At 61.1% G+C, this 16,029-nt stretch carries 12 protein-coding genes; 2 read left to right on the top strand and 10 right to left on the bottom strand.

Features of this window, described 5'->3' with window-relative positions; all coding sequences use genetic code 11:
- Nucleotides 1-183: hypothetical protein (locus tag F591_RS32415; RefSeq protein ID WP_211217617.1), on the top strand; the 183-nt coding region annotated here is incomplete at its 5' end.
- Nucleotides 99-332, top strand: coding sequence for a hypothetical protein (locus F591_RS33000; RefSeq protein WP_245581100.1), 234 nt, complete (start codon nucleotides 99-101; stop codon nucleotides 330-332). The genes F591_RS32415 and F591_RS33000, both read left to right, overlap by 85 nt.
- Here F591_RS33000 and F591_RS0121785 read toward each other — a convergent pair.
- The 10 genes from F591_RS0121785 to F591_RS0121740 form a co-directional block, all read right to left on the bottom strand.
- A complete protein-coding gene (locus F591_RS0121785) occupies nucleotides 312-1,952 on the bottom strand; it encodes a hypothetical protein (RefSeq protein WP_019536735.1) in 1,641 nt (546 codons plus the stop codon). The two genes, F591_RS33000 and F591_RS0121785, sit on opposite strands and share 21 nt — an antisense overlap.
- Nucleotides 1,949-2,818 (bottom strand): sugar phosphate isomerase/epimerase family protein, encoded by an 870-nt coding sequence (locus tag F591_RS0121780; protein ID WP_019536734.1) that lies wholly within the window; start codon nucleotides 2,816-2,818, stop codon nucleotides 1,949-1,951. Before F591_RS0121780 ends, F591_RS0121785 begins: the two co-directional genes overlap by 4 nt.
- Complete coding sequence (locus tag F591_RS0121775) at nucleotides 2,815-3,909, bottom strand: Gfo/Idh/MocA family protein (protein WP_019536733.1); 1,095 nt, start codon at nucleotides 3,907-3,909, stop codon at nucleotides 2,815-2,817. Before F591_RS0121775 ends, F591_RS0121780 begins: the two co-directional genes overlap by 4 nt.
- A gap of 492 nt (nucleotides 3,910-4,401) precedes the next feature.
- A complete protein-coding gene (locus F591_RS0121770) occupies nucleotides 4,402-6,804 on the bottom strand; it encodes a glycoside hydrolase family 95 protein (RefSeq protein ID WP_019536732.1) in 2,403 nt (800 codons plus the stop codon).
- 15 nt (nucleotides 6,805-6,819) lie between these two features.
- Nucleotides 6,820-8,379, bottom strand: coding sequence for a DUF5605 domain-containing protein (locus F591_RS0121765; RefSeq protein WP_245581099.1), 1,560 nt, complete (start codon nucleotides 8,377-8,379; stop codon nucleotides 6,820-6,822).
- Entirely contained in the window at nucleotides 8,297-9,730 is a 1,434-nt protein-coding gene (locus tag F591_RS0121760; RefSeq protein ID WP_019536730.1) for a DUF5060 domain-containing protein, read from the bottom strand. The genes F591_RS0121765 and F591_RS0121760 overlap by 83 nt, the downstream gene beginning before the upstream one ends.
- Before the next feature lie 47 nt (nucleotides 9,731-9,777).
- The gene (locus tag F591_RS0121755) at nucleotides 9,778-10,677 is read right to left on the bottom strand and encodes a carbohydrate ABC transporter permease (RefSeq protein WP_019536729.1); all 900 of its coding nucleotides are present in this window, start codon (nucleotides 10,675-10,677) and stop codon (nucleotides 9,778-9,780) included.
- Nucleotides 10,678-11,652 (bottom strand): carbohydrate ABC transporter permease, encoded by a 975-nt coding sequence (locus tag F591_RS0121750; RefSeq protein ID WP_026326804.1) that lies wholly within the window; start codon nucleotides 11,650-11,652, stop codon nucleotides 10,678-10,680.
- Nucleotides 11,639-14,848, bottom strand: a complete 3,210-nt coding sequence (locus tag F591_RS0121745) for an extracellular solute-binding protein (RefSeq protein WP_019536727.1) — start codon at nucleotides 14,846-14,848, stop codon at nucleotides 11,639-11,641. Before F591_RS0121745 ends, F591_RS0121750 begins: the two co-directional genes overlap by 14 nt.
- Nucleotides 14,849-14,862: 14 nt before the next feature.
- Complete coding sequence (locus F591_RS0121740; RefSeq protein ID WP_019536726.1) at nucleotides 14,863-15,984, bottom strand: ABC transporter ATP-binding protein; 1,122 nt, start codon at nucleotides 15,982-15,984, stop codon at nucleotides 14,863-14,865.
- Between the last annotated feature and the right edge of the window lie 45 nt (nucleotides 15,985-16,029).

The following is a 16,029-nucleotide window of genomic DNA, read 5'->3' as shown; positions in this document are numbered from 1 at the left end:
CTCCCCGGGCACACCCAGGCGCATGAAGCGACAAATCCTGCAAAAAATGCAACATTTTCCGGTCTCTTCGCCCTAGAGGAAGGAGAATGTTGTATTTTGTGCAACAATTTAGGGGCGATTGGCTTCAAATCCGGGAATATCGCCCAAATTGTTGCACTTTTTACAACATTGAGCCGCAAATAGGGGTTCTCCCCCCATTTTTGTTGTACAAAATACAACATTTGCTCACTAACTTGAAAATAGCCCCCGGTTCGCGGCACATTTTCATCCTTCTGATGGTGCCGCGCAAGGTGCATAGGCGTCAATCCCGATCAGTGGATTTCAAAATTTAGCGTAAAGCCGCCCGCATCCCCAGGGTACATCCTGATTTCCGTATCCCCGAAGCGCTGCGTCCAGCAGTCGGCCGGTCCGAGTAGTGGCTCGATGGCCTCCCGCACGCGCGGCTCCAGAAAATCGTTCGTGACGATCCAGCTGCCGCGCCCCAGCCTGCCGCTTTCCTTCCATGCGGACGGACAGTGCGCCGGAAGCAGCCATGCGGCGATGACGACGGTGCCGCCGTCCTCCGCTCTGGCAACGGCGGCGGACAGCGTCTGGTCGGACAGCGAGGAGCCGCCGATGACGACGAGCTGAGGTTGCCCAAGCTGACGGGCGTCAACCTGATCGTCGAAGGCGAGCACGCTGCGCAGCGGGTAAAACAGCGGGTGCACGCCGCCTCCCGCGGCAGCGACCGTTCCTTTGGCCAGCGGGAAGCGCTCCAGCGGAACCTTCTTCTTGAGCGCATGTCTCGGGAACTCGTAGCCCGGAATATGCATGCAGCTGCCGTGAGCGGGCATCGTTCCCCGGCTGAGCACATGCCATATATGAAAAACGCTGCGCGACTGCTCGCCGCCTTCCGGGACGCGGTTGCCGAACAGCCGCTCGTTTTGCCCGTAATTGCCGTCGTCTGCATGAATGACAGCGATATCGGCCTGCGCGTCGCGATGGCTCCAGGTCAAAGGATGCTCGGCAACGAACTGGCGGACGAACTGCTGCCACACTTCGCCGTACTCGGTCTTTTCGAATCCGTTGCCCGTATGCCTCAACAGCACGTCGACATTTTCCACGAACAGATGGGACGGTCCCATCAAATAGCCCATTTTCAGCGCAGATTCGAATTCCTGCGGGGAATGGCCCGGAAAGCCGGGAAAGCGGGTAAACCATTCGCCCGTATCCGGCCCCCACAGATCGGCGCAGATCCACAGCCTTCTTCCGTATTGCAGCGCCGCACCGAGCGCGGTGGACAGCTGCAGCGGCTGGAACGATTCCTTCATAATCTTGGGGCACAGGTCCATGCCCGCCCGGGCGAACGTATGGAACATGACGGGGAAGACGTGCTCCGAGACGAGCGGTACCGAATCGGGATCGGCCCCGCTGCGCCCGGCGACGTCCCGCACCTGCCTGACGCGGGAGCGCACGGCCCTTTCGACAAGCGCACGCGCGGCGGGCAGGCTGAGCCCGTCGGTGCTGCCCCAGTGCGGGTACCAGCCGTCCTTGCGGTATTGGCCCGCATTGATCTGCAGATGCTCCGGCTCGTCGTACAGCAGCCCGATGCAGCGAACCGACCGCACGGCCTGGGCAATCGTCTCGTCCGGCACATCGTAGCGGTTCGTGCCGGGGCGCCAGGGGCCGTTGATGTTGCCGTACTCGTTGCCCAGACACAGGTCGAGCCCCGCCGCCGCCAAATCCGCGCAAAGCTCCGCAACCGGCATGCCGGGAATCTCGTGATGAACGTAAAAGTCGGCGGCCAAATCCTTCAGCGCCTCCAGGAACGCCCCCGGCTCCGGCCTCGGGTCCTGGGACGGGCAGACGCTTCCCGTCCCTGTCCGCATGATCCGGTCCGACGCTTCTCCCGCCCAAGGGTCCTGCCAGGCGACGACCGGCCCTTGAATGCCCAGCCTCGGCCGCTGCTTCATTGCGCTTGCCTCCCGGACCGGTCTTCCGCGCCCCCGAAGGACTGGCGGATCAGCGCCAGGCATTCGCTCACTTCCTCCGGCTTCGCATGCTCCAGAATAAGCGGAACGTGCGGCAGCCGTTCGGCCAGCAGCTGCGCATAAATGCGCCAATCCGCCTGGCCTGCGCCCACTCTCGGCGTCGTGAAGCCTCTCTCGTCGTACAAGGCGTCCTTGGCGTGGGCAATCGGCGAGCAGCCGCCGATGGCGTCGAAAATGTCCCGCATCGCCTCGGCCTGCCGGCTGAAGTCAGCCTTCGTCAAATAGTTGAACGGATCCATCACGAAGCCGAGCCCTTCGCTGCCGAGCTTCTCCAGCAGGCGGGCGGCCTGCTCCGCCGTGGCCAGCACGTTGAGCGCGAAGCCTTCCAGCAGCAGCACCGCGCCGCTTTTCACCGCCCGGCCGCGCAGCCGGTCGACGATGCGCAGCAGCTGCTCCCAAGTTGCGGCGCTGCGGTTCCCTTCATCGTCGAGCCATGAGTTGGTTGGATGAAGGCTGCCCGTCTCCGTCGCGATATACCTTGTTCCGTAAGCCGGACATAGGTCGATCAGCTTCTCCAGCTGCTGCAGCTTCGACTCCCGCTTCTCCAGATTCGGGTTCATCAGATTCGTATACCCGGACAAGCCGGCGACGGCGATGCCGCGATCCTCGAACAGGCGGCGAAGCTGCTCGGCGCGGAGCGGCGACAAAGGCTCGTCGTCCATCAACTGCAGCCCCTTCTGCCTAGGGTCGAGCTGCACGGAGGAAAGCCCGAGCTTGCCGGCTTCCTCTGCCATCGCCTCGGCCGACCAGCCCATATAGATGTAGCTCATAAAACCGAGTCGGTTCACGATCGTTCGCTCCCTTTCAGCACATCCGTTCTTTCAACGGTCCGCCCTTCGCGGCTGGAGATGACCATCGCCGTCGTCATGGCGACGGTCTGCAGGTTGTCGTTGGGCGTAACCGGCGGTTCGCCGCCTTCGTCGATGGCGGTGATGAACGCGAGCATCGAGCCGGCGAAGGCGTCCGGAAACCAGCTGCCCTTCAGCCTGATCTCATGAATCACATTTTTATGCTTATTTAAAGCCATATACAGCGTATCCTGCGTGCACCACAGGCTGCCTTCCGTGCCGTCGATCCACCATGTGTTGCTGTGGGAGCGGCTCGCCCTTACGATATTGTTGAAGTGAAGGGACGCCATCAGCGGATTGCGCCCGCCGGGCGGGCCGAATTCGACATTGGCCGAATAGATCAGCGGGTCGATCGCATTCTGCTCCTTAAGCTGCGCGGTCGTGCAGTGAACCCGCGACCATTCTTCCGGGTAAGGGTTGAAGTACCGGCACAGATCGACATAATGCACGCCGTGGTCGACGATATTGAAGTTTTCCATCTTGGTCCACCACCAGCCGGGCTGATCCTGGAACGAGCGCATATAATGATGGATACTGTATATCTCGCCGATCAGCTGCTGCCCAAGCACCTGCTTCAAAGCCCGGTGCGCCGGCGCCCAGCGCGCCTGCTGGTTAACCCCCAGCACGATGCCGAGCCGGGCCGCTTCTTCGGCCAGCGTGAAGGCATGCTCCAGATCGAGAGCCAGCGGCTTCTGACAGAGCACCGGGCGCGGCGCCTGGCCGATCTGCCGCAGCACCTCCAGCCGCGGCTTCGGGTGGATCGCCAGATCGATGATGCGCACCTCGTCCATCGCGAGCAGCTCCCGGACGTCCGTCGTCCAGCGCGGAATGCCGAATTTCTCCGCCGTCGCGCGCGCCGCCTCCTCGCTCACATCGCAGCAGGCGACAACCGGCAAGCCGTATTTGCGGTATGCGGGCAAGTGCGCCGTGTTGGCGATGCTGCCGCAGCCGATCAGCCCGATGCCGTACCGGCTCCAATCGGATATATGCGATTTTTTCGGAAGGTAATCCTCCGGCCTGAGAAAGTCCATCGCTCTCACCTCACTGACTTTAGATTACACCACTGCAAAAAAACATGTATAGGTTGTTCATGCTTTTTTTAGGGAGGATTCGACCGTCTGCCCCGTCCCGGAAATGGCAGGCTTTTCAGCCGCGGCCCGCGCTAACGCTCGACATAAAGCTTATGCGGCTCGAAACGGCCGATTTGAAATTGCAACGCTTGCCAGCCACCTTATTTCGCCTTTCGGCTAGCGAAAATCGCGGTTTCTGACCAAATAGCGCCGCTCATTTTCCTTACATTTTTTAAAACGCTACATTCTTCGAAATAGAGTTTGTCAGCAGCGTTAGAGTTTGTGTCCCATCCCGAAGGGGACGGATGCGCTGATGCGGGAGTCTTGGCTCCACTGGGCAAACGCCTTCAGAGAAGGGAGAACGCCTAAAAGCTGCGCCCCACGCAAACAAGGCCACCATTCATCCAGGTGGCCTTGCCTGCTCAGCGGCGCCTAAGCGCAAGCCGCTAACCCTTATACGCCCGAGGCGCGGCGGGCCTCATGCTGCTGCCGGGCGCCGGCGTCCGGCGTGATAACGTACACGGCGCCTTCCGCGGCGGCGAATTCGAGCGCATCGCCCGAAAGCTCGGCGGCAACCGGCATGCCGCCTGCCGTCTCCACAACCAGCGGCAGCGCCGGGCGCCGGCAGGAGATGCGGCACGGGCCGGCCTTGCTCGCCCGCAGCTCGCAGCGCGCGAGCGCGCCGTCCGCCCACGCCAGATCGAGTTCGAAGCCGCCGCGGGCGCGCAGCCCCTTCGCCCGGCCGCTCCGCCAGGCCGACGGCAGTGCGGGCAGCAGCGTGATCTCGCCGCGCTGGGATTGCAGCAGCATTTCGGCGATGCCGGCTGTCCCGCCGAAATTGCCGTCGATTTGGAACGGCGGATGGTTATCGAACAGATTCGGCAGCGTCGACAGCGAGAGCAGCAGGCGCAAATGCTCGTAGCTGGCTTCCCCGTCCTCCAGCCGCGCGTAGAAATTGATGATCCACGCCCGGCTCCAGCCCGTATGGCCGCCGCCGTGCTCGAGCCGGCGCTCGAGCGTCCGCCGGGCCGCCTGGGCCCATTCCGGCGTATCGCGCACGTGAATCATTTCGCCCGGATGCAGCGCGAACAGGTGGGAGATATGGCGGTGGCCCGGATGCACCTCGGTCCAGTCGTTCACCCATTCCTGCAGCTGCCCGTGCTTGCCGATCTGCGGCTGCGGCAGCTTGCGCAGCACGTTCTCCCACTGCTCCCGCAGCGGCTCGTCGACCTGCAGCGCCTTCGACGCCTCCAGGCAGGCGCGGAACAGCGTATATATGATTTGCGTATCCATCGACGGGCCGATCGTCAGGCAGCCGACGCTGCCGTCCGCGCCGATGAATTTGTTCTCCGGCGAGGTGGAGGGCCCTGTGACGAGGCGCCCCTGCTGATCCTCGAACAAATAATCGAGGAAAAATTCGGCGGCCTCCTTCAGCACCGGATAAGCCCGCTCCCGCAAAAATTGCTCGTCCCGGCCGAACCGGTAATGCTCCCACAGATGGAGAGACAGCCAGGCCGCCCCCATCGGCCAGATCGATCCGGGCATAAAATTGCCCTCGATCTGGGTCGAGCCCCACATATCGGTATTATGGTGAGCGACAAAGCCGCGGCAGCCGTATACCTTCTGCGCCGTAATCCGGCCGTTGACGCGCATCCGGTCGATCAGGTCGAACAGCGGCTCGTGGCATTCGGGCAAATTCGCCACTTCCGCAGGCCAATAGTTCATCTCTGTATTGATATTGATCGTATATTTGGATTCCCACGGCGGCGTGAAGCTCTCGTTCCACAAGCCCTGCAGGTTGGCCGGGTTCGATCCGGGACGGGAGCAGGCCATCAGCAAGTAGCGGCCGTATTGGAAGTACAGCGAGATCAAGCCGGGGTCCTCTCCCCCCTCCTTGAACCGCTGCAGCCGGGCATCGGTCGGCAACAGGGAAGCGCCGCCGCTGTCCTCGGACGGGTTCAGCTCCAGCTGGACGCGGCGGAATTTAGCCGTATGCTCCGCGATATGGTCCTGCTTGACCCGCTCGTATCCCTTGTTCGCCGCCTTGGTCAGCTGGCGGATGCATTCCGCCTGCGGGTCCATATGGCGGAAGGTCGAGGCCGCGGCAAGGTAGAGCGTGACCGCTTCCGCCTGGCGCACGCTGAGGAAATCGCCGATCACCTTCACCGATCCGCCCTCCGGCACCGCCTTCACCGCCGCGCAGAACGAGACTCCCTTCTTGCCGCATTCGCCGCTCATCGCAATCGTATCGTGATCGATGCCCTGCGAGCCTTCGTCGAAAGGCCGGCGGCTCAGGTGCAGCCGCAGGTTCAGCTTGGCAGGACGGTCGCAGGCGATTCGCACGACGATGACCTGATCGACGGCGCTGCTGAACATCTCCCGCACATGCTGCACGTCGTTGAGACAGTAGCACACATGGGCAATGCCCTGCTCGATGTCCAGATCCCGGTAATAGTGCGAGATCATCTTCTTCTCCCCGTCGTGATAAAAGTGCAGATCGCCGAGCGGCTGGTACGGATGAAGCGACTTGGGAATGGACATAAGCCCCATCTGGGCCAGCTCCTCGGCTTCCGTCTGCTTCCCGTTCAGCAGCAGCCGGCGCACCTCTTGAAAATATTTCCGGCCCTCCGGGTTGTCGCCGTTCACGGGGCCGCCGTACCAGATCGAATCCTCGTTAAGCTGCAGCCGCTCCTGGTTCACCTTGCCCATAATCATCGCGCCGAGCCGCCCGTTGCCGATCGGCAGCGCCTCGGTCCACGACTTGGCCGGTTTTTCATACCACAGCTTCGCGTTTTGAGCAGATTTCCGCAGTTTTTCCAAATAAAATCTCTCCCCGATCAGAAGATGATGGTGCATGGACCGGCTGCGCCGTCACACTCTCCGAATGCGCACGGCGTAATACAGCTTGCCCGGCAGATCGATTCGAAATCTTCCTTCGAACAAACCGTCCAGCGGCGTGACGGTCATGTTCCATGTATCGATGATATCCACTGCATACTTTCCTTCCGGCAGATCGAATACGCGGTAAGCGAAGCGGTGCGGCCCGAAGTACTGCAAATAATATTCGCCGCTCGCCTCCAGCGTAGCCGCATCGAGCCGGTCCTTGCCGTAAGCGACATGGCCCGGCGCATCCTCGAGAATGCCGCGCATAAAAGCGATCCGGCTCGCGCAGTCGCCGAGCAACTCCCCCCCCTGCCACCGCCATACGGTGCCTTCCGCGGAGAGCAGCGTCTCGCTGTGCGTCACGTAGCCGCCGCGGCAATGTCCTTCCCAGATGCGGCACAGCATTTCCTCCGCCGTCAGGCTGCTCCAGCGGTCGTCCAGATTGCCTTCGCTGCCGCAGTCGTCGATGACGACCGGCTTCTCGTACTGCTTCGTGGCGTCGGAGGCGACCCTGACCTCCTCCTGACGGATGCTCGCATGCGTCACCCAGGGGACGCCGAAGTCGTACCACGCCTGCCGATTCCGGATCGAGCGCAGATGGGCTCCGCAGTCGCATTCCTGCAAAATCCGAAACAGGCGGGCCCAATCCGCAGGCCGGCGGTCGATCGCGTCGTATTCGTCGGCTAGCGACCACCAGACGTTGCGGTACGCGCCGAGCCGCGCGACGACATAGCGCAAATAGCGCTCGTCATCCTCCGGCGCCATCGCCCCGCTGCCCGGTATGCCGCCTGCCCCGTCCGGGCGGAACAGGATCAGCTCAGCCTCGATGCCAAGCCGCAGCAGCTCGCCGACCTTTCGCTCCAGATGGGCGAAGTAATCCGGCTGCAGCGCGCGGTAATCGAAGCCTTGCTCGGGCGTCCCGGCGAACGGATAGCGCGCCGGCTCCGCCCCTGCGGCCGCGTCCTCGTCCCCCGGCAGCACATGCATCCGGACTTTGTTGAACGGCGCGCCGGCCAACGTGCGCAGCGTCCGCTCCTGCCGCTCGGCGCTTTGCCGGTGCCAGGCGTAGCAGGTCGTGCCGATCGGCACGAAGCCCGACCCGTCGGCGTATTGAAAGCGGGTGGAGTCCTTCACCCGGACGGGGCCATGATTGCCGGGGGAAGGCCTGACACACACGAACTGCCCCTTGACGCCGTCCAGCTCCGCGCAGCCGCTCTCCGTCGCGTACGTCCAGACGCCTTCCGCATCCGGCATGAACCGGATGCGGTAGCAGCCATCCCCGTCGTAAAAGCCTTCCGCCTCGGCCATACGGCGCCCGTTCGCGAACCGGGCGATCACTTGCGCATCCGCGAACGGGCAGCCTCCTGAAGGGCCGTGCAGCGTCAGCTCGAAAATTCCCCAGCGTTCAACCTCTTGCGTCGTCTTCAGCTGAACCTCCTCCTTGTCTGGCGCGCTCTCGTGCCGTTCATTGTTGCTTGCGGACCCGCAAGGCGATATACGGCTTGCCGGGAAGCGCCACCCGGGTCGTTCCGCTGAACGTCCCGGCAAGCGGCGTCACCGTCATCTCCCATGCATCGATCGTCTCGATGCGGTAGGACGCATCCGCGGGCAGATCGAGGGTCGTGCAGGCCGGCTGGCGGCGGCCGAAATAAAGCAGCATGTACGTGCCTTCCTGCCTGGCCCTGATCCAGTCCTCGGGCCCTTCCTCCATGATGCGGCGCAAGAAGGCGATCCGCTCCGGACTTTCCCCGTACAGCCTGCCGCCCGACGAGATCCAGGCTTTCGTCTCCTTATCGATGAACGACTCGCCGTGGCCGACGAAGCCGCCCCGCGTCATCGCTTCCCAGAAGCGGTGAATCAGCTCCTGGCCGCTGATGTTGCCCCAGCGCCTGGAGCTGTTCCCCTCATAAGAAATTTCGTCGATGACGATCGGCTTGGCGACCGCCTCCCGCCAGCTGGAGGTCAGCTCCGCATCCCAATGCTGAATGCTCTGATGCGTGACCCACGGCTTCGAGAAATCGTACAGAGACGAAGATTTATACATCTTCGTGCCGTTGTGGATGGAGCGCAGGTGCTGGTACGGATCGCGGTGCTGCACGAACTGCAGCAGCCGGTCCCAATCGGCCTCTGTTTTGTACCTATTAAAGTCGTACTCGTTGGACAGCGACCACCAGACGTTGCGGAAGGAAGCCAGCCTGGCGACGACATAACGCAAATAAAAACGGTCCGTCTCCCCGTCCATCTGGTCGAAGCCCCAATGCCCCTTGTCGTACGGATGAAACAGCACGAGATCCGCCTCGATGCCGAGCTGCTGCAAATCGTCGATCCGCTTCTCCAGATGCGCGAAGAAGGCGGGATTGAAGCGCGTCGTATCGGCGTCCTCCGGACACGTCCCGGCAAAAGCGAACGCTGCGGGGCTCATATCGCGCGTCGGCAACAGGCACATTCGGACTTTGTTGAACGGCGACCCCTTCAGCGTCTGCAGCGTCAGCTCCTCCAGCTCGTCGTTGTAATGGGTCCAGTGGTAGCAGGTCGTACCGAACGCCCAGTAAGGCGTCCCGTCTTCGTATTCGAACAAATAGCTGTCCTTGACGCGCACCGGGCCGTGATTGCCCGGGGACGGGGGAATGCAGACGAATTCGCCGCAAGCCCCGTCCAGCTCTTTGCAGCTGCTGCGCGTCTCGTAGCGCCAGACGCCCGGCTGATCGGGCATGAAGCGAATCCGGTACACTCCGTCTCCATCGTAGAAGCCATCCGCTTCCACGATCCGGTTCCGGTATTGGAACCGGGCCGACAGGCTGACGTCGCGGAACGGGTTCCCTTCGGCCGGCCCCTTCAGCGCCAGCTCGAATCGTCCCCAACGCTCCACCTCGCAAGCGCTGCTGCTTAATTCCTTCATCTCGGCAAGCCGCCTCCTTTCACCGGAACAGTTCGCTACCCGGCTTGTTATTTGATGCCGGAATGGGCCATCGTGGCGATCACCTTGCTCTGGAACAGCAGGAAGATGATCAGGTTCGGCAAAAACATCAGCAGCGCCGCCGCAGCGGCAGCTCCCTGCCGGGCCACGTTGTTGGCCATGCCGCTGGTCAGCGTCGAGATGAAGAACGGGAACGTCTTCATCTCCTCGTCCTGCATGAACAGCGTCGACGTCTCCGTATTGCCCCACGCCGCATTGAAGGCGATGATGCCGATCGTCGCCACCGCCGGCATGATGACGGGGATGACGATCTTCATGAAGATCGTATACTCCCTCGCCCCGTCCATCTTGGCCGAATCGAGCAGCTCGTTCGGAATTTGGTCGATGAACTGCTTCATAAGAAAGACGCCTGTAGGAACGGCGACCATCGGCATAATATGGCCCAAATACGTGTTCATGATGCCCAGCTTGCTGACGATCAGATAGCGGGGAATGGCCACCGTCTCCGGCGCGAACAGCAGCGTCAAAATAATGGTGCCGAACACGATCTTATGCCCGGGAAACTTATGCTTCGAGATCGGATAAGCGCACATGGCGCTGACGATGGTCACGATGATGACGCACAGAATGGCCACGACGACGCTGTTGAAAATGTAGCGCGACATCGGCGTCGCCGTTCCTTTCGTAATCGCCAGCAGCTCGACGAAGTTCTGGAACGACGCGTCGCGCACGAAGATGTTCGGCGGATAAATGAACAGCTCCGAATACGGCTTAAGCGAGTGATTGAAAATGTATATGAGCGGCATCAGCATGAAAATGCTGAGCAATACGAGCAGAAACACCGCAAATTTCTCGAACGGCGACATGCGGTGCAGCTTCGAGCGGCGCCGCCATAAGACGAGTCTCGGCAGCGCATTTTTGACGTTCATCTACTCATCCTCCTTCGTGCCGAACAGCCGCCAACAAAGCTTGTTGGCCAGGTACATGAGCAGCAGCAGGAATACGGACAAGGCCGAGGCGTAGCCGAGCTCGAACCGCGTGAAGCCGTAATCGTCGATATGGGTGACGATGACGTGGCCGGCGTACTGCGGCGTCGGGTTCATGCCGGACAGGTCGGTTCCGATGCCCCCGGCCTTGAACGCCCCGACGATCGCCATGACGGCGCCGAACAGCATCTGCGGCTTCGTTGACGGAATCGTGATGTACCAGATTTCCTCCAGCCTGCTGCGTATGCCGTCCAGCTTGCCGGCCTCGTACAGCTCCGGATTGACGTTCAAAATGCCGGCCAGCATCGCCAGAAAGCCGATCCCCATGCTCGACCACAGCGTGACGACGATCATCGAGCCCATCAAATATTCCTTGCTCGTAACCCATAGAATGGGCTCGCTGATGAACCCGAGCTTGATCAGAAAGCTGTTCAAGTAGCCGATCCGGTCGCTGGACAAGAGTGGCAGCCAAATGATGCCCATCGCCACCCCGCCGGCCAGCGACGGGGTATACATGGCGAGCGTAAACCATTTGCGGTAAACGGCCGGCAAAATCGAAATCAGCCAGGCGAGCAGGAACGAGGCGATATATCCTCCCGGTCCGACGATCGTCGCGAATTTGAACGTGTTCGGCAGCGCGTATTTGATCAGCAGCAAATCCTGCGACAGCATGTAGCGGAAGTTTTCCCAGCCGACGAACCGCGGCGGTTCGAGCGAATTGAAGTAAGTGAAGCTGAGCCCGAAGGCCGCGATGACCGGCAGCATGATGAAGAGGATAAAGCAGATCATGAACGGCGCGATGAAGATATAGGACGCCCGGTAGGACCAGATCGTCTGCAGCGCCGGAACGAACCGGCGCTTCAGCCGCTTGGCGTCCGCCGTCGAGCTCGGCAGCGCTTGCGCGTCACTTTTTAACATACTTGTCCACCCCTTTCCACGGCTCGGTTATTTTCGGCAGGTTGAGCGAGCGGACGACGTTGCCGCTTGCATCGATAAAATGAAACTCCTGCATCTTCCGTTGAATTTCCCGGTCGATATCGATAATGGCGGTCTCGAGCGAGGTCCGGTAATTGATTCCGTCGACAACCGTGCGGTTCCAGGCGTTCTGCAGCTCGCGCTCCATGAAATAACTGCCGGGCACGTTCGGAATTTCCTTGAACCATCTCCACTGCTCCATAATCGCCTGCAGATCGTCTTCCTTCCACGGCAGCTCGACGAACGCGTCGATATTCGACGTGTTCCAGCGGAACGTCACGCCGTTGAGCGTCTCGAGGTCGGTGCCGTACCTCTCCTGCACCTCCGCCGACGTCCACCATTTCAGAAACTCCCAGCTTTCCTGCGGCTTCTTCGTCTGCTTGAAGATGGCCGACGACTGCATGCCGCCGCCCATCCAGCGAACGACCTCGCCGTTTTCCTGCCGCACGCCCGGAATCGGCGCGACGCCCCACCAGCCGTTCAGCTCGGGAGCGGCGACGGTCAGCTGAATGTACATGCCCAGGTCGGCGATGCCGATCGGCATCGTGCCGTCGCGGAAGTGCTGATAGAAGCTGGACACCTGGCGGTCGACCGCGTACTTGTTGTAGAAATCGCTCCATTTCTTGAAGGCGTCGAAGCCTTTCTCCGAGCTAAGCGCCGTCTTCGTGCCGTCCTCCTGAAAATACTCCGCGCCGTTCTGGAGGAAGAAGGGATTGTGGCTGACCGGCGTCATATTGAGCCCGTTCTGCTGCAGGACGGGAAGCATCTTGTACAGGTCGTCCCACGTATCCGGCACCTCGAGTCCGAGGCTCTGCAAAATATCTTTGCGGTAATACAGCATCTGGAATGTCTGCGTCTCGGGAACGCCGTAATAGCCGCCGTCATAATAGAAGGGCACCCAGGAGCCGGGAGCGAACCGTTCGTACACCGTGTCGAAATCGGGAAATTCCTTCAGATTGTAGATCCCGTTGCGCAGCGCGTATTCGAACGGCAAATCTTGCGCGAGTCCGAGCGCGACATCCGGGGCGATGCCCGCTGCGTTCATCAGCACGAGCAGTCCCGAGTCAGGCAGCAGATTCACCTTGACCTTGATGCCGGTCTGCGGCGTGAACGACTCGTTGGCCATATCCTGCAGCAGGTTGACATAATCCCTTCCCCGCTGCACCCAGACGTTCAGCACGTCGTCCCGCACGTCGCTCAACTTCTCCTTCGGCATGAAGGAATAAAAGAAGTTGACGAGCGAGCCTTGCAGCTTTTGCCCGAAGGTCGCTACCATGCGCGGAAACTCCTGCTGCGCCGGGACGATATAGATGCGGTCGAGCTGCAGCGGCTGCGAGCTCAGCTGCTGGATCAGGTCGCCGACCTTCCCCTGCAGCGAGACGAGCCGGCTCGCTTCATACGGAATTTCGTTCTCGTTCTCCAGCAGCAGGTTGATATCCTGCACGATGGTGGAGATGCCCTGGGACACGGCGTCCGGGCGGCCGTTGATCCCTTCCAGCCTTTGGCGGGTGGCGTCGAGCCTGTCGCCCAAAGCCTGCAGCTGGTCGGTAAAGCCCGGAAGCTCGCGCTTTAGATCCCATGTCCGGTTTTTGTCGTCCACGCCCCCGGTCAGCGCCTTCAGGTCGGCCGACAGCACCTTCAGATCGGCAATGCCGTTCTCCAGGTCGATCAGCACCGGTTTGAGCGGGGCCATCGTCACGCGCATCGAAAGCGTATTCGTCCCTTTGGGCAAATAAAATTCGTACGGCTGGCCGCTCTCATCCTCCAGCACCGTCGCTCGCCAGCCGGAATGATACAGGAACCGGTAAGCCTTAAGCTCCGAGAACGGCACCTTGCCGTTGACGGAGATGGCGCGAAAAGACGAGCGGTTGGACAAGAACGACTGCTGCGACCGCATGCCGATCTTGTAATAGCCGCTTTCCGGCACCTCGAAGCTCCACGTGATCTCCTGATTGCCGCTCGACCAGCGTTCGCCGTTGATCGTATTGAACGTAATTTTGCCCCGCTCGTAAGGGGTCGAGGCGATATCGTTGTCATAGGCGAGCGGTATGGATGAATCGTTCTTCCACTGCACGGCCTCGGCCTCGATCACGATCGGCTCTGCGTCGACAGGGGTAGCCGCAGGCATCGCCTGGCGCGCCGTCTTATAATCGGCGGCCGCTTCCGGCGCGCGGAACACGATCGATTCGACGGCCACAGCATCGCTGCCGGCGATTCGGATCGTATGCTTGCCGGGCTGCAAATACCACAGCAGCGGGTCCGCGTAAGCGCCGCCCTGATCGCGCAGCGCGGCAGTCATCCAGCCGGAAATGTCCTCGGCCATCGGCCGAATCTCGTCCCCGTTGCTGTCCTTGCGGGCCGGCAGCTGATCCTTCCACCTGCGGTACAGCTGCACCGATTTCGATTCGAGAAACGGGCTGACGCCGTCGACCGAAATGTTCCACGAGATCGGCTTGCGGTTTTTCGGCCCGACGAACGGATGGTAGGACACCTCGATCATGTACAGCCCTTCCTGCTCGGTCTCCACCTCGTACTCGATCCATTCGTTTCCCTGCGCCTCCCAGATGAGCACACCGTCCTTGCCGTTATAAGATCCGACGCTCACGCGGGCCTGTTCCGAACGGGCGCTGAAGCCGGACCCGGGAATGGTTATCATTCCCCCGTGATTGTCGGATGCGCCCTGCTTTTTCCACCGCTCGAGCACTTCGGCGTAATAAGGATCGCGCTGCAGGACTGCGCCCATACCGCCCGTGACGCCGGGCGGATTGCTCGTGCCCGTGACGCCGGGCGGATTGCCCGCGCCCGTGACGCCAGGCGGATTGCCCGCGCCCGTGACGCCAGGCGGATTGCCCGCGCCCGTGACGTCAGGCGGATTGCCCGCACCCGTGACGTCAGGCGGATTGCCCGCGCCCGTGACGCCAGGCGGATTGCCCGCACCCGTGACGCCAGGCGGGCTACTCGTGCCCCTTACATCAGGCGGATTGCCCGGCACGTTGTCGGCAGCGCTTTCCGCCTGCTGCTCCGCCGACGCCGAACCGGCGAAATTCGCCGAACCGGAAACAGCCGGCCCCCATACTAACGCAAGCGCCAGCAATGACCATATCCACGCCCGGTTACGCAACAACGCCTTCAACTCCATCCCTCCGCATTCCGTTAGTACATCAAATTTTCTGTCGTATCCTTGTCGAAAAAAATCGCCTTGCGCATATCCAGCGTCAGCGTCAGCTTTCCGTTGTCCTCGTACGGATGCGAGTCATTCGTACGGACGATCAAGAGGTTCGGCGCCCCGATATCCAAATACAGGTACATATCGGCCCCCATCAGCTCGTGCAGCTTCTGGATGCCCGTAATTTGCGAATGGGGATGGGCTTGGCGGGCGGCGGCATCCAGATGGATGTTCTCGCAGCGGATGCCCAGAATGACCGTGCGGTTCACCTTTTTCTTCTCCTTGAGCATCGCCGCCTGCGGAGCCGGAATGCGCAAATAATAGCGGTTCGTGTGAAATTCGAGCGAGCCGTTCTCGCCCTCCATAATTTTCCCTTCAAGGAAATTGATCGGCGGCGTGCCGATGAAGCCGGCGACGAACATATTTCTCGGGTTGTTATAAATCGCTTTCGGCGTATCCGCCTGCTGAATGACGCCTTTGTCCATCACGACAATGCGGTTGCCCATCGTCATCGCTTCCACCTGATCGTGCGTCACGTACACCATCGTCACGCCGAGCTGCTTATGCAGCCGAATAATTTCCGTCCGCATCTGCACCCTCAGCTTGGCATCCAGATTGGACAGCGGTTCGTCCATCAGGAACACCTGGGGATTGCGGACGATCGCCCGGCCGAGAGCGACGCGCTGGCGCTGGCCGCCGGACAGCTGCTTCGGCTTCCGTTCGAGATAAGGCTCGATTTCCAGGATGCGGGACGTTTTTTTGACCGCCAAATCGATCTCGTGCTTGGGCATTTTGCGCAAGCGCAGGCCAAAGGCGATATTCTCGTAGACGCTCATGTTGGGGTACAGGGCGTAGTTTTGGAACACCATGGCGATATCCCGGTCCTTCGGCGGCAAATGGTTAACAAGCCGGTCGCCGATATACAGCTCGCCTGAAGTAATGTCCTCGAGACCGGCGATCATCCGCAGCGTCGTCGATTTTCCGCAGCCCGACGGGCCGACCATAACGAGAAATTCTCCGTCCTCAATTTCTAAATGAAAGTCTTTTACAGCATAAATTCTCTCCTTGCCAAATCGCTTCTCCACGTGATTCAAAAGAATCCGTCCCACGACGGCACCTCCCCATTCGTACGTACCCGAAAAAACGGTCTATGG

It is taken from the genome of Paenibacillus ginsengihumi DSM 21568, assembly GCF_000380965.1.
In the GTDB taxonomy this organism is placed as follows: Bacteria; Bacillota; Bacilli; order Paenibacillales; family NBRC-103111; genus Paenibacillus_G; species Paenibacillus_G ginsengihumi.
The sequence above is the reverse complement of the archived record's forward strand: the minus strand, read 5'-3'. Positions and strand labels throughout refer to the sequence as shown.